This window comes from Escherichia sp. WS3227_2 (assembly GCF_046486495.1).
Lineage (GTDB): Bacteria > Pseudomonadota > Gammaproteobacteria > Enterobacterales > Enterobacteriaceae > Escherichia > Escherichia coli.
In genome coordinates this window covers 287,482-312,042 of the sequence record NZ_JBJQLG010000005.1, presented here as the reverse complement: position 1 = coordinate 312,042, position 24,561 = coordinate 287,482, and the positions used below count along the sequence as shown (strand labels likewise).

The following is a 24,561-nucleotide window of genomic DNA, read 5'->3' as shown; positions in this document are numbered from 1 at the left end:
AAGGTTCGACTCGAGCGCCAGCGAGAGAGCGTGGCCGCAGGCAACGACCCGAAGGGCGAAGCGCGCAGCGCTGAGTAATCCTTCCCCCACCACCATCACTTTCAAAAGTCCCTGAACTCTCAAACGAATCCGTAATTAAATATTCTGCCCAAGCGGGGGAAGGATGAGAAGCTTCGACCAAGGTTCGACTCGAGCGCCAGCGAGAGAGCGTGGCCGCAGGCAACGACCCGAAGGGCGAAGCGCGCAGCGCTGAGTAATCCTTCCCCCACCACCATCACTTTCAAAAGTCCGTGAACTCTCAAACGAATCCGCGATTAAATATTCTGCCCATGCGGGGAAGGATGAGAAGCTTCGACCAATGTTCGACTCGAGCGCCAGCGAGAAAGCGTTGCCGCAGGCAACGACCCGAAGGGTGAAGCGCGCAGCGCTGAGTAATCCTTCCCCCACCACCATCACTTCCTGTAAATACTCAAAACCTGTTACTCCGAGCTAGTTCTGCCCAATGGCACCGCGTTAACCGGACCTACAATATCCTCCCCTGTAGGTCGGATAAGCGAAGCGCATCCGACAACTCACCCCGTACCGTGCCCATAAAAAAACCCCGCCGAAGCGGGGTCTATGCAAACTAAAATTCGCTTAGTGACGAGCGCGCACCAGCTGATACTTACGTGTCAGATACTCCACCGGTACGCTCCAGATGTGCACCAGACGTGAGAACGGGAACAGCAAGAATAACGTCATCCCCAGCACCAGGTGCAGACGGAAGATAAACGCCACACCATCAAGGTGTTGAGAAGCGCCACCGTGGAAGGTCACTACCGACTGCGCCCAGCCAACCAGTTTCATCATCTCGCTACCGTCCATATGCTGGGCGGAGAACGGAATGGTCAACAGGCCCAGCGCGCACTGGATAACAAGCAGCGACAGGATCAGGATATCCGCTCCGGTAGTCGTTGCACGCACGCGTGGGCTGAACAGACGACGTTTCAGCAAAAGCACGCCGCCAATCAGACACAGCACACCGCTGGCACCACCAGCAAACATCGCCATTTTCTGTTTCACTTCAATCGGCAGCCAGGCTTCATACATCCAGTGCGGCGTCAACATACCGAAAAAGTGACCGACAAAAATCCCCAGAATCCCGATATGGAACAGGTTCGACGCCAGGTTCATCCCTTTGCGATCCAGCATCTGGCTGGACGCCGCGCGCCAGGTGTACTGCCCGTAGTCATAACGCAGCCAGCTACCAATCAGGAAGACCGCCCCGGCTATGTACGGGTAGATATCAAAGAAGAACATATTCAGGAATTGCATTAGTGCTGTCCTCCGGTGGTGATATTCAGATATTGCGGCGCGACGGCACCGGCAAAGCGACGCTGATGAGCAGTGATTGCTGAATCACCGCAGCCTTTGTCAGCAAAGAATTTAACCTGCTCTTCTTCCCAGACAGCATCCAGCGCCTGCGGCGTATCGTCGCGCGCTTCGTCGGCAATTTTTTCCGCCACTTTGTCGCTGTCGATAGCGGTATTCGCCAGTTTCAGCAGCAGATCAAACAGCACGGCATAACGGCTATCACGCTGTTGCAGACGCGCGCTCAGCAATGCCAGAATCGGCGCGATATCTTTCAAACCCTCCACGGCTTCGCTTTGCGGCAGCTGCGCCAGGTACTCCAGATACAGCGGCAGATGGTCCGGCAATTCGCGGCTGTTTAACTGCAAGCCGTGCTGCTCGTACTGCGCCAGCAGGTCCACCATCGCCTGACCGCGATCGCGGGATTCCCCGTGAACGTGTTCAAACAGCAACAGCGACGTGGCGCGACCACGATCGAACAGTTCGCTGTACTGCGCCTGGGCATCGAGCGGATCCATCGTCGTTAAATCGCGCAGGAAAATGCCCAGCGCATGGGCATCTTCTTTCGACAGATTTTTCGACGCAGCAATTGCCTCAAACATCTCTTGTTGATGCTGCCATAAAGCAGCATCCGGATATTCAAGGAGACGCGATACAATCACGAGTTCGATCATGGGTGCGGCTCCGTTTTGCTGGTTACGTCGATGGCATCGATACGGCGGCTGTTGAACAGATTGAATTTGGTATCTGAACCGTGGCAGCCATCACCAAAGGTAAAGCCGCAGCCATTTTTCTCCGGGAAGGCTTCCCGCGCCAGTTCACGATGACTGCTCGGCACCACAAAGCGATCTTCGTAGTTAGCAATCGCCAGATAACGGTACATCTCCTGTGCCTGGGCTTCGGTCAGACCGACCTCTTCCAGCGCACGGGTATCGACTTTACCGTCAACGGTTTCAGCACGTTTGTAATGACGCATCGCCAGCATACGTTTCAGCGCGCGCAGTACCGGTTTGGTATCACCGGCGGTCAGCAGATTCGCCAGATACTGTACCGGAATACGCAGGCTTTCGACGTCTGGCAGAATGCCGTTGCTGCCCAGCTCACCCGCGTCTGCTGCAGACTGAATCGGAGACAGAGGCGGCACGTACCAGACCATCGGCAGTGTGCGATATTCTGGATGCAGCGGCAGCGCCAGTTTCCATTCCATCGCCATTTTATAAACCGGCGACTGCTGTGCGGCTTCAATAACGCTCAGCGGAATACCGTCTTTAATTGCCTGCTCTATGACTTTCGGATCGTTCGGATCGAGGAACACCTCCAGCTGACGCTGGTAGAGATCTTTCTCGTTCTCGGTGCTGGCTGCACGTTCAATGGCGTCCGCATCATACAGCAGCACGCCGAGATAACGGATACGACCGACACAGGTTTCAGAGCACACCGTCGGCTGACCCGCTTCAATACGCGGATAGCAGAAGATGCACTTCTCAGACTTACCACTCTTCCAGTTGAAGTAGATTTTTTTGTATGGGCATCCGGTGATGCACATACGCCAGCCACGGCATTTATCCTGGTCGATCAGGACGATGCCATCTTCTTCACGCTTGTAAATCGCACCGCTCGGGCAGGTCGCCACACATGCCGGGTTCAGGCAGTGTTCGCACAGGCGCGGCAAATACATCATGAAGGTGTTTTCGAACTGGCTATACATCGCCTTCTGGATGTTGTCGAAGTTCTTGTCTTTCGCCAGCTTGTCAAACTCACCGCCCAAGTCATCTTCCCAGTTCGGCCCTTTTTCGATTTTCGCCATACGTTCGCCGGTAATCAGCGAACGCGGACGGGCAATCGGCTGCGATTTGCTGCCTTCCGGCGCGGTATGCAGGTTCTGATAATCAAAATCGAACGGCTCGTAATAATCGTCGATCCCCGGCAGATGCGGGTTAGCGAAGATTTTACCCAGCAGCATGGCACGGTTACCCATGCGCGGCTGCAGTTTGCCGTTGATTTTACGGATCCAGCCGCCTTTGTATTTTTCCTGGTTTTCCCAGTCAGTCGGGAAGCCCTGGCCCGGCTTGGTTTCCACGTTGTTGAACCACGCGTATTCCACGCCTTCGCGGCTGGTCCAGACGTTTTTACAGGTAACTGAACAGGTGTGGCAGCCGATGCACTTATCGAGATTCAGCACCATGCCGACTTGTGAACGAATTTTCATTTTACGCTCTCCTGTACCTGGTCATTGCCTTCGCCATCTAACCAGTCAATGTTCTTCATCTTACGCACTACAACAAACTCATCGCGGTTAGAACCTACGGTGCCGTAGTAGTTAAAGCCGTATGCCAGATGGGCATAGCCGCCGATCATATGCGTCGGTTTCGGCGTGATACGGGTGACCGAGTTATGAATACCGCCGCGCTGGCTGGTGATTTCTGAACCCGGCAGGTTAACGATACGTTCCTGCGCGTGGTACATCATGGTCATCCCTGCCGGAACACGCTGGCTGACAACCGCACGGGCAGTCAGTGCACCGTTGCTGTTGAAGACTTCAATCCAGTCGTTATCGGCGATACCCAGCTCTTTAGCATCGGCTTCACTCAACCAGACCACCGGACCACCGCGACCTAAAGTCAGCATCAGCAGGTTGTCGCTGTAGGTGGAGTGGATACCCCACTTCTGGTGCGGCGTCAGGAAGTTGAGCGCTTTTTCCGGGTTGCCATTGGATTTCTGGCCCATCACTTCTTTCACCGAACGGGTGTCGATCGGCGGACGATAAACCAGCAGGCTTTCACCGAAATCACGCATCCACTGGTGATCCTGATACAGTTGCTGACGACCAGAGAGCGTACGCCATGGGATCAGCTCGTGAACGTTGGTGTAACCGGCGTTGTAAGAAACGTGTTCATCTTCCAGACCAGACCAGGTCGGGCTGGAGATAATTTTGCGCGGCTGTGCCTGAATATCGCGGAAGCGGATCTTCTCGTCTTCTTTATTCAGCGCCAGATGCGTATGGTCACGACCGGTAAACTCGCTCAGGGCAGCCCAGGCTTTCACGGCTACCTGACCGTTGGTTTCCGGTGCCAGCGTCAGGATCATCTCTGCCGCATCAATGGCGGTGTTGAGCATCGGCTGACCTTTCGCCGGACCTTCCGCTTTGGTGTAGTTGAGCTTACGCAGCAGATCCATCTCGCTCTGGGTGTTCCAGGCAATACCCTTACCACCGTTACCGATTTTCTCCATCAGCGGGCCTATAGAGGTAAAGCGTTCGTAAGTTGCCGGATAGTCGCGCTCTACGACCATAATGTGCGGTGCAGTTTTACCTGGGATCAGGTCGCATTCGCCTTTTTTCCAGTCTTTCACATCCAGCGGTTGCGCCAGTTCAGCGGCAGAGTCGTGCTGGATAGGCAGCGTGACGATGTCAGTTTCTTTACCCAGATGACCAACGCACACTTCGGAGAATTTCTTCGCGATGGCTTTGTAGATTTCCCAGTCGCTTTTCGCTTCCCAGGCCGGATCGACCGCCGCAGACAGCGGGTGAATAAACGGATGCATATCCGAAGTATTCATGTCGTCTTTTTCGTACCAGGTCGCCGTCGGCAAAATGATGTCAGAATAGAGACAGGTGCTCGACAGACGGAAGTCCAGCGTCACCACCAGATCCAGCTTGCCTTCCAGACCGTTGTCCTGCCATTCCACTTCTTCCGGCTTCACGCCGCCCTGCTGCCCCAGGTCTTTGCCCTGGATACCGTGCTCCGTCCCCAGCAGGTACTTGAGCATAAACTCATGACCTTTACCGGAAGAACCGAGCAGGTTAGAACGCCAGATGAACAGGTTACGCGGGTGGTTTTTACCGTTTTCTGGTTGTTCTGCCGCAAAACGGATAGAACCCTCTTTCAGGGATTTCACGGTGTAATCCACCGGATTCATGCCCGCTTTTTCCGCTTCGCGAGCGATAGTTAGCGGGTTAGTGCCTAACTGCGGCGCAGACGGCAGCCAGCCCATACGTTCTGCACGGACGTTAAAGTCGATCAGATGTCCGGTATAACGGGATTTATCCGCCATCGGCGACAACAACTCTTCTGCGGTCACGGTTTCATAACGCCACTGGCTGGAGTGGTTATAGAAATAAGAGGTGCTGTTCATGTGACGCGCCGGACGCTGCCAGTCAAGAGCAAACGCCAGCGGCTGCCAGCCGGTTTGCGGACGCAGTTTTTCCTGACCTACATAGTGCGCCCAGCCCCCCCCGCTCTGACCGACACAGCCGCAGAAAATCAGCATGTTGATCAGACCACGATAGTTCATATCGAGGTGATACCAGTGGTTCAGCCCCGCACCGACAATAATCATCGAACGACCGTGCGTTTTATCAGCGTTATCGGCAAATTCACGGGCGATGCGAATAATCTGGCTGCGAGAAACGCCGGTAATCTGCTCGGCCCAGGCAGGGGTGTAAGCTTTCACATCGTCATAGCTGGTTGCACAATTAACGTCGTTCAGGCCACGTTCCAGACCGTAGTTTGCCAGCGTCAGATCATAAACGGTGGTCACCAGGGCGGTGCTGCCATCAGCCAGTTGCAGGCGTTTCACCGGCAGCTTGTGCAGCAGCACGTTTTCCAGTTCCACTTTGTTGAAGTGTTCCGTGCCGTCGCCACCAAAGTACGGGAAGCCCACCTCAGCGATCTCATCCTGGCTACCCAGCAGGCTCAGTTGCAGCTCGGTTTCTTCGCCAGTTTTGCCGTCGCGCTGTTCAAGATTCCATTTGCCCTTCTCGCCCCAGCGGAAGCCAATAGAACCGTTCGGCGCAACCATTTCGCCATTGGTATTAAAGGCGACAGTTTTCCATTCCGGATTGTTTTCCTGGCCCAGCGCATCCACCAGATCGGCAGCGCGCAGCATACGACCTGCGGCGTAGTAACCGTCGCGTTCTTCCAGCATCACCAGCATCGGCATGTCGGTGTAGCGACGCACATAGTCGGTGAAATACTGGCTTGGGTTGTCGAGGTGGAATTCACGCAGCATTACGTGGCCCATCGCCAGCGCCATTGCTGCGTCGGTGCCCTGTTTCGGTGCCAGCCACAGATCGCACAGTTTGGCGATTTCAGCGTAATCAGGCGTGACGGCAACAGTTTTGGTGCCTTTGTAACGCACTTCAGTAAAGAAGTGAGCATCCGGGGTACGCGTCTGCGGCACGTTTGAACCCCAGGCGATGATGTAGCTGGAGTTGTACCAGTCAGCAGATTCCGGTACGTCAGTCTGCTCGCCCCAGGTTTGCGGAGACGCAGGAGGCAGGTCGCAGTACCAGTCGTAGAAGCTTAAGCAAGTACCGCCAAGCAGCGAGAGATAACGCGCGCCGGAAGCGTAAGAAACCATCGACATTGCCGGAATTGGCGAGAAGCCAGCGACGCGGTCCGGGCCGTAGTTTTTGATGGTGTAAACGTTAGAGGCGGCGATCAGTTCATTCACTTCCTGCCAGGAAGAACGAACAAAACCACCGCGTCCACGCGCCTGCTTAAAGCTTTTCGCTTTATCGGCGTCTTCAATGATAGAAGCCCATGCCTCAACCGGATCGCTATGCAGCGCTTTCGCTTCACGCCACATTTTCATCAGGCGTTTGCGCATCATCGGGTATTTCAGGCGGTTGGCGCTGTAAAGATACCAGGAGTAGCTGGCACCGCGCGGGCAGCCGCGAGGTTCATGGTTTGGCAGATCCGGACGGGTACGCGGATAGTCAGTCTGCTGGGTTTCCCAAGTGACCAGACCGTTTTTGACGTAGATTTTCCAGCTGCAGGAGCCGGTGCAGTTTACCCCGTGGGTAGAGCGGACGATTTTGTCATGCTGCCAACGCTGGCGATATCCATCCTCCCAGTCACGGTTGGTATTGAGAAGCTGGCCATGCCCATCGGCAAAGGTTTCACCCTTCTGTTTGAAGTAGCGAAACCGGTCCAGGAATTTACTCATCGGTTTTCTCCTGTGGGAGCCTGTCGGCCCTCTGATAAATCGACATTGCTAATGTTTAAGGGCAAGGTAACGCTCTGAAACAGCGTGAGAATTGATAACGATCAAGAGTGATGGGGATGAAAAATAAAGTAAATTCCTAAGATACCCCTTTAGGATAATTAACAATTGCAACATAACCAACTGTTAATTAAGAAATTTTATATCTATAGTTATTTAAACTATTAAAGTTTTTATGCAGATGGGTATTAAGGAGTATTCCCCATGGGTAACATATTAATGGCTCTTAATGAAATCCGGCGAAATAAGCCACTCACACATGAGTATGTTGTAACTAAACGACAGATAAAAAAAGCGCGACATCATGCCGCGCAAAGGATAATCAAATATTAAGATTTATTTTTTAGAATGCCGACCATATACCGCCCAGGTAATCACTACGCAGGCGATATAGAAAATCAAAAATACCTTCATTGCGCCGACTGGCGAACCCGTTAATGCCAGCGAGCTACCGAACGCTTTCGGGATAAAGAAGCCACCAATCGCGCCAATCGCAGAGATGAAACCCAGCGCCGCCGCCGTGTCGGTTGCCGCTTCACGCATCGCACGTTCGTCAGAACCCCCTTCTGCTTTCACGCGATCCATTGTCAGTTTACGGAAGATCACGGAAATCATCTGGAAAGTGGAACCACTACCCAGCCCAGCTGTCAGGAACAGCGCCAGGAAGACTGCGAAGAACGCCATGAAGCTTCCGCCCTGTCCGTCAGTCGGTAAGGTCAGGAACAGCAGGCCGCTGAAAATCGCCATCAGGATAAAGTTCACCAGTGTGACACGAGTTCCGCCCAGACGGTCAGATAATGCACCACCTGCAGAACGCGCCAGCGCACCAATAAACGGCCCGAAGAAAGCGTATTGCAGAATCTGAACATCCGGGAACTGCGTTTTTGACAGCATCGCAAAGCCCGCGGAGAAGCCGATGAAGGAGCCGAAGGTTGCCAGATACAGCAGGCTCATAATCCACAGATGACCCCGTTTGAGTACCGGCAACTGCTCCTTGATGGAGGCTTTCGAGGTAGCAAGATCGTTCATGCCAAACCACGCCGCAATGGTGAAGATGGCAAGGAACGGCACCCATACCCAGGACGCATTAGCCAGATACAGCTCAGTCCCATCCGGCTGTTTGACACCCTGGCTACCAAATACTGCGAAAATCGACAGTGATACCACCAGCGGAGCAACCAACTGCATGACGCTGACGCCCATGTTGCCCAGACCACCATTCAGACCCAGCGCGCCACCCTGCTTCTGTTTCGGAAAGAAGAAGCTGATGTTTGCCATACTGGAAGCGAAGTTCGCGCCAGCAAAGCCGCACAGCAGAGAGATGATGATGAAGACGCTATAAGGCGTGGAGGTATCCTGCACGGCAAAACCCAGCCAGACGCAAGGAATAATCAGAATACCGGTGCTGAACGCCGTCCAGCGACGACCACCGAAGATAGGAACCATAAAGGAGTATGGGACACGTAATAACGCGCCAGAAACCGAAGGCAGCGCAGTCAACATAAATAGCTGATCGGTCGTAAAATTAAAACCGACTTTCGGTAAGTTCACCGCAACAGCGCTGAACAACATCCATACGCAAAACGCCAGCAGCAGACAGGGAACGGAAATCCACAGGTTGCGGCTGGCAATACGTTGACCGCGTTGTTGCCAGAACGCAGGATCTTCCGGTCGCCAATCTGTAATGACAGCTCCAGTAGCCCTTTCGGGGGCGGATGAGTGACTCATAGACACCTCTGATACTCGTTTCGATGTCTGCCACCTTAGTGTCTGTAGCTAAAGGCAATTTGATGTAAATCAAACGATAAGATAACTTTATCTATCATTGATATTTATCATTACCCATAGTGAGTACAGTGATTTCATAAAAATTATGAGATTTTTCACGGTGCTGTAAAATCCCTACCCTTACCGATGTAAAGCGACTAACCACACGGCAAATAAGGAGTAACTCTTTCCGGGTATGGGTATACTTCAGCCAATAGCCGAGAATACTGCCATTCCAGAATGTATCGTCACATTCATTAAGGTTATTGCTCATTTAAAGCCTGAAGGAAGAGGTTTGCATGCTTAAACGTTGTCTCTCTCCGCTCACCCTGGTTAATCAGGTTGCGCTTATTGTGTTGCTTTCTACTGCTATTGGACTGGCAGGGATGGCGGTTTCTGGCTGGCTGGTGCAAGGCGTTCAGGGCAGCGCCCATGCGATCAACAAAGCGGGATCGCTGCGCATGCAAAGTTACCGTCTGTTGGCAGCAGTGCCATTAAGCGAGAAAGACAAGCCCTTAATTAAAGAGATGGAACAAACAGCATTTAGCGCCGAGTTAACCCGAGCAGCAGAACGAGACGGACAACTGGCGCAATTACAGGGTTTACAAGATTACTGGCGTAATGAACTGATCCCTGCGCTGATGCGTGCACAAAACCGAGAAACGGTGTCAGCGGATGTCAGCCAGTTTGTTGCCGGGCTTGATCAGCTGGTATCTGGTTTTGACCGCACCACGGAAATGCGCATTGAGACAGTGGTACTGGTCCATCGGGTAATGGCGGTATTTATGGCACTTTTACTGGTGTTCACTATTATCTGGTTGCGGGCGCGACTGCTACAACCGTGGCGACAACTGCTGGCAATGGCGAGTGCCGTCAGCCATCGCGATTTTACCCAACGCGCAAACATCAGCGGGCGCAACGAAATGGCGATGCTTGGAACTGCGTTGAACAATATGTCTGCAGAACTGGCCGAAAGTTATGCCGTACTTGAGCAGCGGGTTCAGGAGAAAACTGCCGGGCTGGAGCATAAAAATCAGATCCTCTCTTTTTTATGGCAGGCTAACCGCCGTTTGCATTCCCGCGCCCCGCTGTGTGAACGCCTGTCACCTGTACTCAACGGCTTACAGAATTTGACCCTGCTACGTGATATTGAACTGCGGGTGTATGACACTGATGATGAAGAGAATCATCAGGAGTTTACCTGCCAGCCAGATATGACTTGTGATGATAAAGGCTGCCAGCTCTGCCCGCGCGGCGTATTACCCGTTGGCGATCGCGGCACAACCCTGAAGTGGCGGCTGGCTGACTCTCATACGCAGTACGGTATTTTGCTGGCGACCCTGCCGCAGGGGCGTCATCTTAGCCATGATCAACAACAACTGGTGGATACCCTGGTTGAACAACTCACCGCCACGCTGGCGTTGGATCGCCATCAGGAACGTCAGCAACAGTTGATCGTGATGGAAGAGCGTGCCACCATTGCGCGCGAACTGCATGATTCTATTGCCCAATCTCTCTCTTGCATGAAGATGCAGGTGAGTTGTTTACAGATGCAGGGCGATGCGCTGCCAGAAAGCAGCCGCGAACTGTTAAGTCAGATCCGTAACGAACTGAATGCATCCTGGGCGCAGTTGCGTGAATTGCTCACCACATTCCGTTTGCAGCTCACCGAGCCTGGATTACGTCCGGCGCTGGAGGCGAGTTGCGAAGAGTACAGCGCCAAATTTGGCTTCCTGGTGAAGCTGGATTATCAATTGCCGCCTCGTCTGGTGCCTTCGCATCAGGCAATCCACTTGTTGCAAATTGCCCGTGAGGCATTAAGTAACGCCCTCAAACATTCGCAAGCGAGTGAAGTCGTGGTGACGGTGGCGCAAAACGATAATCAGGTCAAACTGACCGTCCAGGATAACGGCTGCGGCGTGCCTGAAAATGCCATCCGCAGCAATCACTACGGCATGATAATAATGCGCGACCGTGCGCAAAGTTTACGAGGCGATTGCCGCGTCCGCCGTCGTGAATCAGGTGGCACCGAAGTGGTTGTCACCTTTATTCCCGAAAAAACTTTCACAGACGTCCAAGGAGATACCCATGAGTAATCAGGAACCGGCTACTATCCTGCTGATCGACGATCACCCGATGCTGCGAACTGGCGTAAAACAGCTTATCAGTATGGCACCAGATATCACCGTGGTTGGCGAAGCGAGTAATGGCGAACAGGGTATTGAACTGGCGGAGTCTCTTGATCCCGATCTGATCCTGTTAGATCTCAATATGCCCGGCATGAACGGTCTGGAAACGCTGGATAAACTGCGCGAAAAGTCCCTCTCCGGGCGCATTGTGGTATTCAGCGTCTCTAACCATGAAGAAGATGTGGTCACCGCACTGAAACGCGGCGCGGATGGCTATCTGTTAAAAGATATGGAACCGGAAGATCTGCTGAAAGCATTGCATCAGGCTGCTGCTGGCGAAATGGTATTAAGCGAAGCATTAACGCCTGTTCTGGCCGCCAGCTTGCGCGCTAACCGTGCCACTACTGAACGCGATGTTAACCAGTTAACCCCACGCGAGCGCGATATTCTCAAGCTGATTGCCCAGGGTTTGCCGAACAAGATGATTGCCCGCCGCCTGGACATCACCGAAAGCACAGTAAAAGTGCACGTCAAACACATGCTGAAGAAAATGAAGCTCAAGTCTCGCGTGGAAGCAGCGGTATGGGTGCATCAGGAGCGCATTTTCTGATTACGGTTCCCAGCGCAGTTCGTCGTTTGACAATGCATCGAACGGTTCGACAAGCGTTAGCGTGATCTCATTGGAGGAGACACGCTGCCCCTGGTTATCTTCCACCACCACCGACAATCGCCAGTGATTGCTTGCCCCTTCCCCGTTCTGCCAGTCAGGCATGATCAGCGTCCAGCCCTCCGCGCTGTTGGCTTGTGCGCCCGGCGTCAAACTTAATATCTGCGTATCGCCCTGCCAAATCAGTTGCCGAATACCGTAGCGACTGCGGATTTGTAATTTCAGCGGCACTGTTTCGCCAGGTTTTAGATCCCACGGCGGTGTCGCCAGAAACACCGTTAACGTTTTTCGCTGTCGGTACTCAAGAGTCGGTAGATTATTTCGCTGCGGATTGTCATAGCGACTACCACGTAACAACTGACTTTCGGCAACCTCGCCCGCAGAAAGTTGTTTTTTGAGCGGTACACCAAAGCGGTAATTAAGATTCAGCCCGAGGTTATTTTGATTCTCGCCACTTTCACCCTGTTTATGCTGGGCCGTCACAGTGACTAATGGCACAGGGGTGTAATTTAATCCCAGACTCAACGCGACGGGATTGTGATAACCCGTACCAGAGTTAAACAAATCAACACGATCACCAAAATACTGTTCTACGCTGACACTGGTATTGAGATGTTGATAGAACGGCATGCGCATCCGGGCTGTCAGGTCGTACCCGCGCGCCATCCGTTGTTCCTGCGTGGCTGTCTGTTCATGCCATGCAGCAAACGGCTGGTAAAAGTTTGCCGATAGTCGCAAATATTCGCCCCACGCTTCGGCACCAAAGCCCGCTCGCTGAAGATTTTCGTCCAGCAAGTTGTCATAAAAAGTGTTATAACCCACCAGCCAGCTGCCGCGCGCCCAGCGTTGCCCAACGCCCACATTGCTCACCAACCCATCATCCTGCTGAGTAAGACCCAGCTGGCTCCAGGTGAGATAACGATCATTATCTTGTAACGGCACAAACCAGCTTCCACGACTGCCGGTGAAATGTCCTTCGTTATCCAGTTTGACGTCAACACTGGCATTTCCCCACGGTGATAGCCAGGACTCTACGTGCTGATTAACCTGTTGACTAAGCGCATCGCGGACTTTTCCCAATGCGAAAGCTTTTGCCTGCTCGCCAGTATCCAGCCCGTTATCATTCATACTGGTTTCGCCGAAATCTTTCACAATTTCAGCAAAGTGTTTTTCCCCATCATGATTTTCAGGTGCCATGCCTAAATCCGGCAGACCATCATTGTTATTATCAAAGGGATTTGCCGCTTTTTGCTCGAAGGTAGATTGTGCGTTAGCTGTACCGCCTGCCGCCAGCAAGAGTAAATAAAACGGAATAATGCGAGGAACGAAACGGCTCAAAACGTCGGTAACTTCCGGTAAAAAATGAAAAACCATAGCCCTAAAGAATAACGATTACTGGCAACTTTTGTCGTATTTTCTCGCGCTTTCAGGAAAATCCTTAAAAATGTGACCGATTGGTCAGACGCTGCAGAAGCAGTAAGATAGAAGATGAGTGTCTAATTCCCTGAATACAGGAGTAAATAATGCAAAAAATCGTGATCGTTGCCAATGGCGCACCTTACGGGAGCGAATCCTTGTTTAACAGCTTGCGGCTGGCCATTGCGTTACGAGAGCAGGAGAGCAATCTGGATCTGCGCCTGTTCCTGATGTCTGATGCGGTCACAGCCGGGTTGCGCGGGCAAAAACCAGGGGAAGGCTACAACATTCAGCAAATGCTGGAGATCCTTACCGCTCAGAATGTACCGGTGAAATTGTGCAAAACCTGTACCGACGGGCGCGGGATTAGCACACTTCCTCTGATTGATGGGGTGGAAATCGGTACGCTTGTGGAACTGGCGCAATGGACGCTGTCAGCCGATAAAGTGCTCACATTTTAATGTTTGAGGGGGCGTCTGACGCCCCACTATGAGGGAAGTTTACTCAGGCGAATCCCGGCCGTAACACACCATCCGGATAATTCTCCGCCAGCAGTTTTTTTACCGATACCAGCAAATCATTCAGCCCATCGTCCTGCATTCCCAGTTTGATAAGCTCCTGTTCCAGTGAAAACAGGTATTGTGCGTTGGTTCCCAGTGGACCGCTCGCCGCCGCAATCAACGGCGCGATGACCTGAGCGCGAGTGTCAGATTCATATTCTGGATGTCGCGGGTCCATAATAAACACAATGGCGTTTACTGTGCGTCCATCATCAAGATCAAGCTGACACCAGGTTGGCAGATAACAGCCGGTAATCATCTCGCGCTTCCACAACAGGGTTAGTTCCTGCTCCAGCGTCTCTTCTGGCAGTCGATAGGCGACGCCTGTGGTGCGTCCGCCCTCTTTCAGTGCAAGCATCCGTCCCGGCTGGTGCGCAGTCCCGCGCCCGGCGGTCAGGCGCAGGCAAAACGCACGATGCCATCCAACCAGTGTACCGGTGCACGACTCGGTAAACTCCAGTGCCGGATTCCACATCAACGATCCATAACCGAAGATCCACACCGGTCCCTCATCAGGTCGACAAGCCAGCGTCGCCGCCAGCGAAGCCGCCCGTTGCTCTGCTGACCATAAGAGTGATTCTTCAATGGCACCAAATGCCGTTTTACAATCGGCATTCATCAAGAAATCACGCGTTATCACCTTACACCTCCGCCACTGCATACTTCCCTGCGACAACTTTTTGGTGTCTTCCGGACATTTTTACTGCTCATTTTGAAACCATTAACGGGACAATATGCAATCCACGGACCACTTGCAAGGCAACACCGCACGAATAGCTTTAACTAAGCTACCGGTTTTACGATTTTTTATGCCATTTATCATCATCCCCTTTGGCATATTCATGCTTCACAGCAGCCCAGGCCACTTTATGCGCGGTTTCTTCGCGACTGGCGTCATCACGCCGATCTTCTTTATCTTTATATTGATCCCATGCGCTGTTGAACGCTTCTTTATAGATATCCTGAGCATGAGACGGTAGCACGTGCTTTACGCTTTCCGGCAGATCGCTTTTCGTTTTATACGGCATCGTTGACTCCTTTTACAAAGTTGAACATTAAGTGTGGTCAACAATATCCACTCTTGCCAAAACATAAGAATTTTCATGTCAGACTCTTCTTAAGAAACGCTAAAACAAACATTGTCTAAACGCATTGCTTATTTTTATGGCCCGATGAGTAAAAAATCGACAGCGGGGTAAAAATTCGTAAAATGTTACCGATATCCAGACACTTTCTGTTATTTTTCCTACCTATTTTTTACATTTTCGATAAATTCATCTGCAAAGGGATAACCATAATGTCAAATGCTCAAGAGGCGGTAAAAACCCGCCACAAGGAGACTTCGCTTATTTTCCCGGTTCTGGCGCTGGTAGTGCTGTTCCTGTGGGGAAGCAGCCAGACACTACCAGTGGTCATTGGCATCAATCTTCTTGCTCTTATTGGTATTTTAAGTAGCGCTTTTAGTGTTGTCCGTCATGCGGACGTATTAGCCCATCGCCTGGGAGAACCTTACGGTTCGCTTATTCTTAGCCTTTCAGTGGTTATTCTTGAAGTCAGTTTGATTTCAGCTTTAATGGCAACCGGCGACGCCGCGCCAACGCTAATGCGTGATACGCTCTATTCAATCATTATGATTGTTACCGGTGGGCTGGTTGGCTTTTCATTATTGTTGGGCGGACGCAAGTTTGCCACCCAATATATGAATCTGTTTGGTATCAAGCAGTATTTAATTGCGCTGTTCCCCCTGGCGATAATCGTACTGGTATTTCCAATGGCTCTGCCTGTGGCGAATTTTTCAACCGGTCAGGCGTTACTGGTAGCATTAATTTCTGCGGCAATGTATGGCGTATTTTTGCTGATCCAGACCAAAACGCATCAAAGTTTATTTGTCTACGAGCACGAAGATGACAGTGATGATGACGACCCGCACCACGGTAAACCGTCTGCCCATAGCAGCCTGTGGCATGCTATCTGGTTGATTGTCCATCTGATTGCCGTTATTGCGGTGACCAAAATGAACGCCAGCCCGCTGGAGACATTGCTCGACAGCATGAATGCCCCTGTCGCCTTTACTGGCTTCCTGGTGGCTCTGTTGATTCTGTCGCCGGAAGGTTTAGGTGCGTTAAAAGCAGTGTTGAACAACCAGGTCCAGCGCGCGATGAATCTGTTCTTTGGTTCAGTGTTAGCAACCATTTCGCTTACCGTACCTGTCGTCACGCTAATTGCCTTTATGACGGGTAACGAATTGCAGTTTGCACTTGGTGCGCCAGAAATGGTGGTGATGGTGGCCTCTTTAGTGCTGTGCCATATCTCCTTCTCCACCGGACGTACTAACGTGCTCAATGGCGCAGCGCATCTGGCACTGTTTGCCGCCTATTTGATGACGATATTTGCCTGACAGTTATATCTCCTCCGATGACGGAAATCGGGGGAGATAATATAAATTCCTGCTTATTGTATTTCTTCATACTACCTGGACAGGTCGTTAATCAGAATTGCGAGCCTGTACCACAACCTGCACGAAACCACTGCAACAGCTGTTGAAAAGCCGGAATGTACTCTTTATTGCAAACATTTCAGGGATGAAGTGAAGATGAATTGAGACGTAGTATCCACACCAAGCCGGCGTTATCCGGTGAGGCGCAATGTTGCGGGGGCTTTATCCCTGGTGGCATTGGTTGCTGGAAAGAGAAAACCCCCGCACGTTGAGAGGTAAAACCTGACAACAGAACGGGGGCTAATCTTGAACCATCAACAATTCAAGAATAGCCGCAAAATGTTGTCATTACAACAAGGCGGCTATATGACGCTCGCGCAGTTTGCCATGATTTTCTGGCACGACCTGGCAGCACCGATCCTGGCGGGAATTATTACCGCAGCGATTGTCAGCTGGTGGCGTAACCGGAAGTAAGGTGAAAACGGACGTCAGGCTGCCGTGATGGCAATATGCGCCCGAAACCGGCCGCAGGGGTAACAGCCTGCGGCCTTTTTTGTCTTTATCTCTTCCACAAGTAAATATTGGCAACCCGAGCTGGAAGCATCATCCAGAGCACTCATGAAACGACTGTAACAGCTGTTGAAAAACCGGAATGCACTCTTCATTGCATACATTTCAGGGATGAAGTGAAGATTAATTGAGTCGTAGTATCCACACCAAGCCGGCGTTATCCGGTGAGGCGCAATGTTGCGGGGGCTCTATCCCTGGTGGCATTGGTTGCTGGAAAGAGAAAACCCCCGCACGTTGAGAGGTATAACCTGACAACAGAACGGGGGCTAATCTTGAACCAGAACAATTCAAGAATAGCCGCAAAATGTTGTCATTACAACAAGGCGGCTATATGACGCTCACGCAGTTTGCCATGACTTTCTGGCACGACCTGGCAGCACCGATCCTGGCGGGAATTATTACCGCAGCGATTGTCAGCTGGTGGCGTAACCGGAAGTAAGGTGAAAACGGGCGTCAGGCTGCCGTGATGGCAATATGCGCCCGAAACCGGCCGCAGGAGTAACAGCCTGCGGCCTTTTTTGTATCCGGCCCCATGAAAAAAGCCTTAACGCAGAACGCTAAGGCTTTAGTTTTCAAGCAAAAAAGATTACTTGCTGGTATCCAGTTCTTCGAAACCTTTCACCAGATCATCAATCGCTTTCATCTGCTTGAGGAACGGTTCCAGTTTAGCCAGCGGCAGCGCGGATGGACCATCACATTTCGCATGTTCCGGATCCGGATGCGCTTCAATAAACAGCCCCGCCAGACCTACCGCCATACCGGCACGTGCCAGCTCAGCCACCTGAGCACGACGACCGCCGGAAGCTGCGCCAAACGGATCGCGGCATTGCAGTGCGTGGGTCACGTCGAAAATCACCGGTGAATTACCAGACACTTTCTTCATGATGCTGAAGCCCAGCATATCAACAACCAGGTTGTCATAGCCGAAGTTAGCACCGCGATCGCAAAGAATCACTTTTTCGTTGCCGCCTTCTTTGAATTTATCAACGATATTACCCATCTGTCCCGGGCTGACAAACTGCGGTTTCTTGACGTTAATTACCGCACCGGTTTTCGCCATGGCTTCAACCAGGTCAGTCTGGCGAGCAAGAAACGCCGGCAACTGAATCACATCCACAACATCAGCAACGGGCTGAGCCTGGCTTGGTTCGTGAACGTCGGTGATAATTTTCACGCCAAAAGTCTGCTTCAACTCCTGGAAGATTTTCATCCCTTCTTCCAGGCCCGGTCCACGATAAGAGTGGATGGAGGAGCGGTTGGCTTTGTCAAAAGAGGCTTTGAACACGTAAGGGATACCCAGTTTCTGGGTCACGGTTACGTAGTGCTCGCAAATGCGCATCGCCAGATCGCGAGATTCTAGCACGTTCATACCGCCAAACAGTACGAACGGCAGGTCATTTGCTACGTTGATGTCGCCAATGCTAACCACTTTTTGTTTCATAGGATCGCCTTAATCTTGAGTAAAATGTCGATTAATTAATGCAGCACAATATGTTTATGCGCGATGTTATTTATTTGCGCACGGATCATTTCGCTGATCGGGTCTTCCGGACACTGTTCAACGAAATAACTTAAATCGTTCAACGCAACGTGTTCGCAATCCAGTTGCGCATAAATCAACCCGCGATCGCGAATTTCATAGGGATCTTCCGGGTTGAATTGTAATAAAGCTTCGCTGGTGCGTAACGCCAGCTCCATCTGATTTTCTTCCATCAACGAAGCTTTGAGTGTATCCAGCAATTTGCGGATTACCTCAATGTTATCAGCTTCATCAAGGTCTTCATAAAAAAGTTCCGCCGACGGGCTGATATTTCCCTTTAACCATACGTCCAGCATATGTTCGCTTAACGATTCACCGTTAAAAGGATTAATCAGCCAAATTTCGCCATCCGGACATTCAATGCGCAATATCAGCTGCGTAGGGAAAATCACCGGCAGCAGCGGCAAATCGAGACGATTCGCGACCCATAATAAAACGGCACCTAATGATACCGCACTGCCCTGTCGATTCTTTAACACCTGGTCCAGCCATAATGCATCGGAAAGACGATAAACGCCGCGTGAGGCTTTAAATCCCCAGTCGCCGTAAAACAGCGCGATCAGTTTTTCCAGCTGCTCTTCTAAAGGCAGAAGCTGGCTGATTTCTTCCTTCGCCAGACTAACGAGACGCTCCAGTTCGTCGTAAACATCTTGCGAGGGAAAATCGCGGCGGATTGCTTCGCAAGCCAGGATCATGCCTTCGCACAATGGCGCTTTATTAAATTCGAAATCAGCTAACGATCTCATGACTTACCCCAGTAACGGTACTTTTGTGGTGGCGAGTTTAATGATGATGTACAGCACCACCAACGCCAGCGGGAAGGCAATAATGCGCGCCTGCTGACTGTGCATACGACGATAATCGAGTGCAATAAAACCCAAAACGATATAAATGATAACTCCAAACAGCTTTTCAGTCAGCCACTGTGCCTGCCCGGAAAATGGCAGGATGTGCGCTTTAGCCATCAACGCAATGCCGCTTAACAATAACACCGTATCGACAACCGGCGGCACAATGCGCGTCCAACGAGCAAATGCCTGTGGATGCTTCTGATAACGTAGCCAGAAACGTAAGGTTAATAGCCCTACAGAAAGCGCAATGCTAATGAGATGAACGCTAAGCAGTGTAGAAAAACTTGTCATTGATAATAGCGGCCGAGCGTTACGCGCTCGTTATCACCATAGTCCCGACAGGTTTCGACGTCATGATATCCCGCGTGGATAAATGCCTGTCGCACCGCTTCGCCCTGCTGCCAACCATGTTCCAGAAGCAGAAAGCCGCCGGATACCAGCGCGTTACGCGACTGTTCGATGATATGCACGATGTCTGCCATTCCACTGTCTGCCGCAACCAGCGCAGTGAGCGGCTCAAAGCGAACATCGCCTTGTTGAAGATGTGGGTCCTGCTCGTCAATATACGGAGGATTACTGACAATCATCGCAAACTGCTGCCCGGCTAGCGCGCTAAACCAGTCGCTTTGCAGAATATGGATGTTTTTGATCGCCAGATTCTGGGCATTACGTTGCGCCAGAGAGACAGCATCGGGCATACGATCTACAGCGGTAATTTCGCAGTCCGGGCGCTCGCTAGCCAGCGCCAGCGCAATCGCCCCGGTACCCGTCCCGAGATCGAGAATACGGCAAGGTTGTTCAGGCAACCGCGCCAGTGCCTGCTCCACCAGACACTCCGTATCCGGGCGCGGAATTAAGGTCGCTGGCGAAACAAATAACGGCAACGACCAGAATTCTCGCACCCCGGTTAAATGAGCAATGGGTTCACCATCGCGACGACGTGTCAGTAGCGCATCAAGTTGCTGACATTGTTCGTCAGTCAGCTGCGTTTCACCAAAGGCGAGAATAAAAGTACGCCCTCTGCCGGTAACATGCTCCAGCAGGATTTCAGCATCACGCCGCGGGCTTTCGCTCGCCTGAAGTTGGCTTATTGCTTCACGTAACCAGTGTTGATATTCCATTATTCCTGCTCGGACAACGCCGCCAGTTGGTCGGCCTGATGTTCCTGGATAATCGGTTCAATTAGCATATCCAGCTTACCTTCCATCACTTCATCCAGACGGTAGAGCGTCAGGTTGATGCGGTGATCGGTAACGCGCCCCTGCGGGAAATTGTAAGTACGGTTACGATCGCTGCGATCGCCACTCCCCAGCAGGTTACGACGTGTAGACGCTTCGGCCTGTTGCCGTTTTGCCATTTCTGCAGCGTGGATGCGAGCACCAAGTACAGAAAGTGCTTTAGCTTTGTTTTTATGTTGTGAACGTTCGTCCTGACATTCAACAACAATCCCGGTCGGCAAGTGAGTAATACGAATTGCCGAATCGGTGGTGTTAACGTGCTGACCACCCGCCCCTGAGGAGCGGAAAGTATCAATGCGCAAATCTGCTGGGTTGATGTCCGGCAGTTCTGCGTCAGGCAGTTCTGGCATTACCGCAACGGTACAAGCAGAAGTATGAATTCGACCCTGCGATTCCGTAGCAGGCACACGCTGCACGCGATGACCGCCAGATTCGAATTTCAAACGACCATATACACCATCACCGCTAATTTTGGCGATGATCTCTTTATAACCACCATGTTCACCCTCGCTGGCGCTCATGATTTCTACACGCCAGCGGCGGGCTTCGGCGTAACGGCTGTACATACGGAACAGATCGCCAGCGAAGAGCGCCGCTTCGTCGCCGCCGGTTCCGGCACGGACTTCGAGGAAGGCGTTACGTTCGTCATCAGGATCTTTTGGTAGCAACAGAACCTGTAATTGCTGCTCCAGTTGCTCGCTTTTTTCTTTAGCTTCGCGCAGTTCATCCTGCGCCATCTCACGCATTTCAGGATCGTCGAGCATCATCTGTGCGGTTTCGATATCTTCCTGAACCTGTTGCCAGTCGGTAAAACAGCGCGAAACATCACTTAACTGCGCATATTCGCGTGATAATGCGCGAAAACGTTCCTGGTCGGCGATAGTTTGCGCGTCACCCAGCAACGCCTGAACTTCTTCATGGCGTTCATGCAGGGCTTCCAGTTTGGCAACGATAGAAGGCTTCATAGGCGTAAATGCACCCTGTAAAAAAAGAAAATGATGTACTGCTACTCCAGCCCGAGGCTGTCGCGCAGAATATTCAGGCGTTCGTTATCCCCGTCACGGGCGGCCTGTTGAAGTGATTTCGTTGGCGCATGGATCAGGCGGTTAGTCAGTTTCCATGCCAGATCCTGCATAATGGCTTGAGCGTCGCCGCCCTGCTCAAGGGCCGCTAACGCTTTGGCGGTTAACTCATCGCGAACTTGCTCTGCCTGGCTGCGATACTCGCGAATAGTTTCGCTGGCGCTTTGTGCACGCAGCCACGCCATAAATTCGCTGGTTTCCTGAGCGACAATAGTTTCCGCCTCAACCGCTGCGGCTTTACGCTGCGCCAGGTTGTGCGAAATGATGCTTTGCAGATCATCAACGCTATAAAGATAAGCATTCGCCAGTTTGCCAACTTCCGGCTCAACATCGCGCGGAACGGCAATATCCACCAACAGCATTGGTTGGTTGCGACGGCTTTTTAATGCCCGCTCCACCATGCCTTTACCGATAATCGGTAACGGGCTTGCAGTTGAACTAATGATGATATCGGCTTCGCGCAGACGCTCGTCGATATCGCTCAGGGCAATCACTTCCGCGCCGACTTCATCTGCCAGAATTTGGGCACGTTCGCGAGTGCGGTTGGCGATAATCATCTTCTGTACTTTGTGTTCGCGCAGATGACGCGCCACCAGCTCGATGGTTTCGCCCGCACCCACCAGCAGTACCGTCACCGTAGAGAGCGATTCAAAGATCTGCCGCGCCAGCGTACAAGCCGCAAAAGCGACAGAAACAGCGCTGGCACCGATATCTGTTTCAGTGCGAACACGTTTCGCTACAGAGAAAGATTTCTGAAACATGCGTTCCAGTTCGCTGGCCTTCATATGGCCTTTTTGCGAATCGGCAAACGCTTTTTTAACCTGACCGAGGATCTGCGGCTCCCCCAGAACCAGTGAATCCAGGCCGCTGGCAACACGCATTAAATGGCTAACCGCGTCGTTATCCTGATGCCAGTAGAGGCTTTTGCGCAGGTCTTCTTCATTAAGATTGTGATAATCGCAAAGCCAGCGGATTAACGCCTCTTGCAGGTTATCCTGCTCTTCAACGCTAAGATAAAGTTCCGTGCGATTGCACGTCGACAGCACCACGCCGCCCTGCACCATCGGCTGCGCAAGCAGGCTGTCAAGCGCCTGATCGAGCTTATCCGGCGAAAACGATACACGTTCTCGCAGCGATACAGGTGCCGTTTTATGGTTGATACCGAGTGCTAAAAGGGTCATGTCTGCGGGAAATAATACCAACGTTGATAGGGTTAGTCTGCTTGCATCATACAGGATGCGTAAGATCAATAAAAGAGAGCGCCCCCTTTTGGAGTAATTGCCGAAAGCCGTTAGATTCTGGCAATTAAGACAACTTGAACATAGACGATAGCGGACGGTAACGCTAGCATTAAGGGTTATAACTGCAACGTATCTCAAGGACTTGTCATCACTATGCCCCTGCCCGATTTTCGTCTTATCCGCCTACTACCGCTGGCTGCTCTTGTGCTCACTGCCTGTTCCGTTACCACGCCCAAAGGTCCTGGCAAAAGCCCGGATTCGCCACAATGGCGTCAGCATCAGCAAGACGTGCGCAATCTTAATCAGTATCAAACTCGCGGCGCGTTCGCTTATATTTCTGACCAACAAAAAGTGTACGCCCGTTTCTTCTGGCAGCAAACTGGCCAGGATCGCTACCGTCTGCTGCTGACTAACCCATTAGGCAGCACGGAACTGGAGTTGAATGCTCAACCGGGTAACGTGCAGTTAGTCGACAATAAAGGTCAGCGTTATACCGCCGATGACGCCGAAGAGATGATTGGCAAATTGACCGGAATGCCAATTCCGCTCAACAGCTTGCGCCAGTGGATTTTAGGTTTACCGGGTGATGCAACCGACTACAAACTGGACGACCAGTACCGCCTGAGCGAAATCACCTACAGCCAGAATGGCAAAAACTGGAAAGTTGTTTACGGTGGTTATGACACCAAAACTCAACCTGCGATGCCAGCCAATATGGAACTCACCGACGGTGGTCAACGCATCAAGTTAAAAATGGATAACTGGATAGTGAAATAATGCGGACACAGTGGCCCTCTCCGGCAAAACTTAATCTGTTTTTATACATTACCGGTCAGCGTGCGGATGGTTACCACACGCTGCAAACGCTGTTTCAGTTCCTTGATTACGGCGACACCATCAGCATTGAGCTTCGTGACGATGGGGATATTCGTCTGTTAACGCCCGTTGAAGGCGTGGAACATGAAGATAACCTGATCGTTCGCGCAGCACGGTTGTTGATGAAAACTGCGGCAGACAGCGGGCGTCTTCCGACGGGAAGCGGTGCGAATATCAGCATTGATAAGCGTTTGCCGATGGGCGGCGGTCTCGGCGGTGGTTCTTCCAATGCCGCGACGGTTCTGGTGGCGTTAAATTATCTCTGGCAATGCGGACTAAGCATGGATGAGCTGGCGGAAATGGGGCTGACGCTGGGCGCAGATGTTCCTGTCTTTGTTCGGGGGCATGCCGCGTTTGCCGAAGGCGTTGGTGAAATACTAACGCCGGTGGATCCGCCAGAGAAGTGGTATCTGGTGGCGCACCCTGGTGTAAGTATTCCGACACCGGTGATTTTTAAAGATCCTGAACTCCCGCGCAATACGCCAAAAAGGTCAATAGAAACGTTGCTAAAATGTGAATTCAGCAATGATTGCGAGGTTATCGCAAGAAAACGTTTTCGCGAGGTTGATGCGGTGCTTTCCTGGCTGTTAGAATACGCCCCGTCGCGCCTGACTGGGACAGGGGCCTGTGTCTTTGCTGAATTTGATACAGAGTCTGAAGCCCGCCAGGTGCTAGAGCAAGCCCCGGAATGGCTCAATGGCTTTGTGGCGAAAGGCGTTAATCTTTCCCCATTGCACAGAGCCATGCTTTAAGCCGGGCAAGCTGAGTTTCGGTGACAACGTCACCTTGTTCCAGACGTTGCATCGCGCTCTTTAATACACCGCCTGGAAA

At 51.9% G+C, this 24,561-nt stretch carries 22 protein-coding genes and 3 other RNA genes; 11 read left to right on the top strand and 14 right to left on the bottom strand.

What is annotated here, in order from left to right; all coding sequences use genetic code 11:
• The 3 genes from ACJHXB_RS09940 to ACJHXB_RS09930 all read left to right on the top strand — a co-directional run.
• A non-coding RNA gene (locus ACJHXB_RS09940) (RtT sRNA) lies at positions 1-95 on the top strand; the annotation flags it as partial.
• 47 nt (positions 96-142) lie between these two features.
• Positions 143-274, top strand: a non-coding RNA gene (locus ACJHXB_RS09935) — RtT sRNA.
• 46 nt (positions 275-320) lie between these two features.
• A non-coding RNA gene (locus ACJHXB_RS09930) (RtT sRNA) lies at positions 321-452 on the top strand.
• A 184-nt stretch (positions 453-636) separates the two neighbouring features.
• Here the strand turns inward: ACJHXB_RS09930 and narI are convergent.
• The 5 genes from narI to narK form a co-directional block, all read right to left on the bottom strand.
• Positions 637-1,314 carry a respiratory nitrate reductase subunit gamma gene (gene narI, locus ACJHXB_RS09925; protein WP_001160110.1) on the bottom strand — a complete coding sequence of 226 codons (678 nt, stop codon included), beginning with the start codon at positions 1,312-1,314 and terminating at the stop codon, positions 637-639.
• Positions 1,314-2,024 carry a nitrate reductase molybdenum cofactor assembly chaperone gene (gene narJ / locus ACJHXB_RS09920; protein WP_097438560.1) on the bottom strand — a complete coding sequence of 237 codons (711 nt, stop codon included), beginning with the start codon at positions 2,022-2,024 and terminating at the stop codon, positions 1,314-1,316. Before narJ ends, narI begins: the two co-directional genes overlap by 1 nt.
• Positions 2,021-3,559, bottom strand: a complete 1,539-nt coding sequence (narH, locus tag ACJHXB_RS09915) for a nitrate reductase subunit beta (RefSeq protein ID WP_000702660.1) — start codon at positions 3,557-3,559, stop codon at positions 2,021-2,023. The genes narJ and narH overlap by 4 nt, the downstream gene beginning before the upstream one ends.
• Positions 3,556-7,299, bottom strand: coding sequence for a nitrate reductase subunit alpha (locus ACJHXB_RS09910; RefSeq protein WP_097446931.1), 3,744 nt, complete (start codon positions 7,297-7,299; stop codon positions 3,556-3,558). The genes narH and ACJHXB_RS09910 overlap by 4 nt, the downstream gene beginning before the upstream one ends.
• 393 nt (positions 7,300-7,692) lie before the next feature.
• Positions 7,693-9,084 (bottom strand): nitrate transporter NarK, encoded by a 1,392-nt coding sequence (gene narK / locus ACJHXB_RS09905; protein ID WP_000019836.1) that lies wholly within the window; start codon positions 9,082-9,084, stop codon positions 7,693-7,695.
• A gap of 338 nt (positions 9,085-9,422) precedes the next feature.
• Here narK and narX point away from each other — a divergent pair, with 338 nt between their 5' ends.
• Together narX and narL are read left to right on the top strand one after the other, a co-directional pair.
• Positions 9,423-11,219 (top strand): nitrate/nitrite two-component system sensor histidine kinase NarX, encoded by a 1,797-nt coding sequence (narX, locus tag ACJHXB_RS09900; protein WP_097446932.1) that lies wholly within the window; start codon positions 9,423-9,425, stop codon positions 11,217-11,219.
• A complete protein-coding gene (narL, locus tag ACJHXB_RS09895; protein ID WP_000070491.1) occupies positions 11,212-11,862 on the top strand; it encodes a two-component system response regulator NarL in 651 nt (216 codons plus the stop codon). Before narX ends, narL begins: the two co-directional genes overlap by 8 nt.
• Here narL and ychO read toward each other — a convergent pair whose 3' ends face one another.
• Complete coding sequence (gene ychO, locus ACJHXB_RS09890; RefSeq protein ID WP_024177827.1) at positions 11,863-13,257, bottom strand: inverse autotransporter invasin YchO; 1,395 nt, start codon at positions 13,255-13,257, stop codon at positions 11,863-11,865.
• 185 nt (positions 13,258-13,442) lie between these two features.
• Between ychO and ychN the strand changes: the two genes are divergently transcribed.
• On the top strand, positions 13,443-13,796 hold the full coding sequence (gene ychN / locus ACJHXB_RS09885; protein ID WP_001169669.1) for a DsrE/F sulfur relay family protein YchN: 354 nt from the start codon (positions 13,443-13,445) through the stop codon (positions 13,794-13,796).
• Positions 13,797-13,839: 43 nt separating this feature from the next.
• Here the strand turns inward: ychN and chaC are convergent, their stop codons facing one another.
• Positions 13,840-14,535 (bottom strand): glutathione-specific gamma-glutamylcyclotransferase, encoded by a 696-nt coding sequence (gene chaC / locus ACJHXB_RS09880; protein ID WP_001295621.1) that lies wholly within the window; start codon positions 14,533-14,535, stop codon positions 13,840-13,842.
• 157 nt (positions 14,536-14,692) lie between these two features.
• Positions 14,693-14,923: a putative cation transport regulator ChaB gene (gene chaB / locus ACJHXB_RS09875; protein WP_001146444.1), complete on the bottom strand. Its 231-nt coding sequence runs from the start codon at positions 14,921-14,923 to the stop codon at positions 14,693-14,695.
• A gap of 269 nt (positions 14,924-15,192) precedes the next feature.
• Here chaB and chaA point away from each other — a divergent pair, with 269 nt between their 5' ends.
• From chaA to ACJHXB_RS09860, 3 genes are all read left to right on the top strand, one after another.
• Positions 15,193-16,293, top strand: coding sequence for a sodium-potassium/proton antiporter ChaA (gene chaA / locus ACJHXB_RS09870; protein ID WP_001366250.1), 1,101 nt, complete (start codon positions 15,193-15,195; stop codon positions 16,291-16,293).
• 405 nt (positions 16,294-16,698) lie between these two features.
• On the top strand, positions 16,699-16,806 hold the full coding sequence (locus ACJHXB_RS09865) for a type I toxin-antitoxin system toxin Ldr family protein (RefSeq protein ID WP_000170955.1): 108 nt from the start codon (positions 16,699-16,701) through the stop codon (positions 16,804-16,806).
• 427 nt (positions 16,807-17,233) lie between these two features.
• The gene (locus ACJHXB_RS09860; RefSeq protein WP_000176713.1) at positions 17,234-17,341 is read left to right on the top strand and encodes a type I toxin-antitoxin system toxin Ldr family protein; all 108 of its coding nucleotides are present in this window, start codon (positions 17,234-17,236) and stop codon (positions 17,339-17,341) included.
• 147 nt (positions 17,342-17,488) lie between these two features.
• On the opposite strand, the gene kdsA is transcribed toward ACJHXB_RS09860, so the two are convergent.
• Genes kdsA through hemA form a run of 6 tightly spaced genes read right to left on the bottom strand, consistent with a single transcriptional unit; the run spans position 17,489 to position 22,794 of the window.
• Positions 17,489-18,343, bottom strand: coding sequence for a 3-deoxy-8-phosphooctulonate synthase (gene kdsA, locus ACJHXB_RS09855; RefSeq protein WP_000811065.1), 855 nt, complete (start codon positions 18,341-18,343; stop codon positions 17,489-17,491).
• A 35-nt stretch (positions 18,344-18,378) separates the two neighbouring features.
• Entirely contained in the window at positions 18,379-19,188 is an 810-nt protein-coding gene (sirB1, locus tag ACJHXB_RS09850) for an invasion regulator SirB1 (RefSeq protein WP_001257044.1), read from the bottom strand.
• A gap of 3 nt (positions 19,189-19,191) precedes the next feature.
• Positions 19,192-19,584, bottom strand: a complete 393-nt coding sequence (sirB2, locus tag ACJHXB_RS09845; RefSeq protein ID WP_000200378.1) for an invasion regulator SirB2 — start codon at positions 19,582-19,584, stop codon at positions 19,192-19,194.
• Positions 19,581-20,414, bottom strand: a complete 834-nt coding sequence (prmC, locus tag ACJHXB_RS09840; protein ID WP_000456478.1) for a peptide chain release factor N(5)-glutamine methyltransferase — start codon at positions 20,412-20,414, stop codon at positions 19,581-19,583. Before prmC ends, sirB2 begins: the two co-directional genes overlap by 4 nt.
• On the bottom strand, positions 20,414-21,496 hold the full coding sequence (prfA, locus tag ACJHXB_RS09835; RefSeq protein WP_000804726.1) for a peptide chain release factor 1: 1,083 nt from the start codon (positions 21,494-21,496) through the stop codon (positions 20,414-20,416). Before prfA ends, prmC begins: the two co-directional genes overlap by 1 nt.
• A 41-nt stretch (positions 21,497-21,537) precedes the next feature.
• Positions 21,538-22,794, bottom strand: coding sequence for a glutamyl-tRNA reductase (hemA, locus tag ACJHXB_RS09830; RefSeq protein WP_001299679.1), 1,257 nt, complete (start codon positions 22,792-22,794; stop codon positions 21,538-21,540).
• Positions 22,795-23,007: 213 nt separating this feature from the next.
• Between hemA and lolB the strand changes: the two genes are divergently transcribed.
• Complete coding sequence (gene lolB, locus ACJHXB_RS09825; protein ID WP_001130692.1) at positions 23,008-23,631, top strand: lipoprotein insertase outer membrane protein LolB; 624 nt, start codon at positions 23,008-23,010, stop codon at positions 23,629-23,631.
• The gene (gene ispE, locus ACJHXB_RS09820; protein WP_001260341.1) at positions 23,631-24,482 is read left to right on the top strand and encodes a 4-(cytidine 5'-diphospho)-2-C-methyl-D-erythritol kinase; all 852 of its coding nucleotides are present in this window, start codon (positions 23,631-23,633) and stop codon (positions 24,480-24,482) included. Before lolB ends, ispE begins: the two co-directional genes overlap by 1 nt.
• The last annotated feature ends 79 nt before the right edge of the window (positions 24,483-24,561 follow it).

Bases quoted from the DNA above. Each gene is read 5' to 3' on its own strand.
- ACJHXB_RS09865 (WP_000170955.1), top strand. From the start codon at position 16,699: ATGACGCTCGCGCAGTTTGCCATGATTTTCTGGCACGACCTGGCAGCA.
- narK (WP_000019836.1), bottom strand. From the start codon at position 9,084: ATGAGTCACTCATCCGCCCCCGAAAGGGCTACTGGAGCTGTCATTACA.
- narX (WP_097446932.1), top strand. From the start codon at position 9,423: ATGCTTAAACGTTGTCTCTCTCCGCTCACCCTGGTTAATCAGGTTGCG.
- narJ (WP_097438560.1), bottom strand. From the start codon at position 2,024: ATGATCGAACTCGTGATTGTATCGCGTCTCCTTGAATATCCGGATGCT.
- narL (WP_000070491.1), top strand. From the start codon at position 11,212: ATGAGTAATCAGGAACCGGCTACTATCCTGCTGATCGACGATCACCCG.
- ispE (WP_001260341.1), top strand. From the start codon at position 23,631: ATGCGGACACAGTGGCCCTCTCCGGCAAAACTTAATCTGTTTTTATAC.
- ACJHXB_RS09910 (WP_097446931.1), bottom strand. From the start codon at position 7,299: ATGAGTAAATTCCTGGACCGGTTTCGCTACTTCAAACAGAAGGGTGAA.
- prfA (WP_000804726.1), bottom strand. From the start codon at position 21,496: ATGAAGCCTTCTATCGTTGCCAAACTGGAAGCCCTGCATGAACGCCAT.
- hemA (WP_001299679.1), bottom strand. From the start codon at position 22,794: ATGACCCTTTTAGCACTCGGTATCAACCATAAAACGGCACCTGTATCG.
- lolB (WP_001130692.1), top strand. From the start codon at position 23,008: ATGCCCCTGCCCGATTTTCGTCTTATCCGCCTACTACCGCTGGCTGCT.
- sirB1 (WP_001257044.1), bottom strand. From the start codon at position 19,188: ATGAGATCGTTAGCTGATTTCGAATTTAATAAAGCGCCATTGTGCGAA.
- prmC (WP_000456478.1), bottom strand. From the start codon at position 20,414: ATGGAATATCAACACTGGTTACGTGAAGCAATAAGCCAACTTCAGGCG.
- narH (WP_000702660.1), bottom strand. From the start codon at position 3,559: ATGAAAATTCGTTCACAAGTCGGCATGGTGCTGAATCTCGATAAGTGC.
- chaA (WP_001366250.1), top strand. From the start codon at position 15,193: ATGTCAAATGCTCAAGAGGCGGTAAAAACCCGCCACAAGGAGACTTCG.
- ACJHXB_RS09860 (WP_000176713.1), top strand. From the start codon at position 17,234: ATGACGCTCACGCAGTTTGCCATGACTTTCTGGCACGACCTGGCAGCA.
- narI (WP_001160110.1), bottom strand. From the start codon at position 1,314: ATGCAATTCCTGAATATGTTCTTCTTTGATATCTACCCGTACATAGCC.
- ychN (WP_001169669.1), top strand. From the start codon at position 13,443: ATGCAAAAAATCGTGATCGTTGCCAATGGCGCACCTTACGGGAGCGAA.
- sirB2 (WP_000200378.1), bottom strand. From the start codon at position 19,584: ATGACAAGTTTTTCTACACTGCTTAGCGTTCATCTCATTAGCATTGCG.
- kdsA (WP_000811065.1), bottom strand. From the start codon at position 18,343: ATGAAACAAAAAGTGGTTAGCATTGGCGACATCAACGTAGCAAATGAC.
- chaB (WP_001146444.1), bottom strand. From the start codon at position 14,923: ATGCCGTATAAAACGAAAAGCGATCTGCCGGAAAGCGTAAAGCACGTG.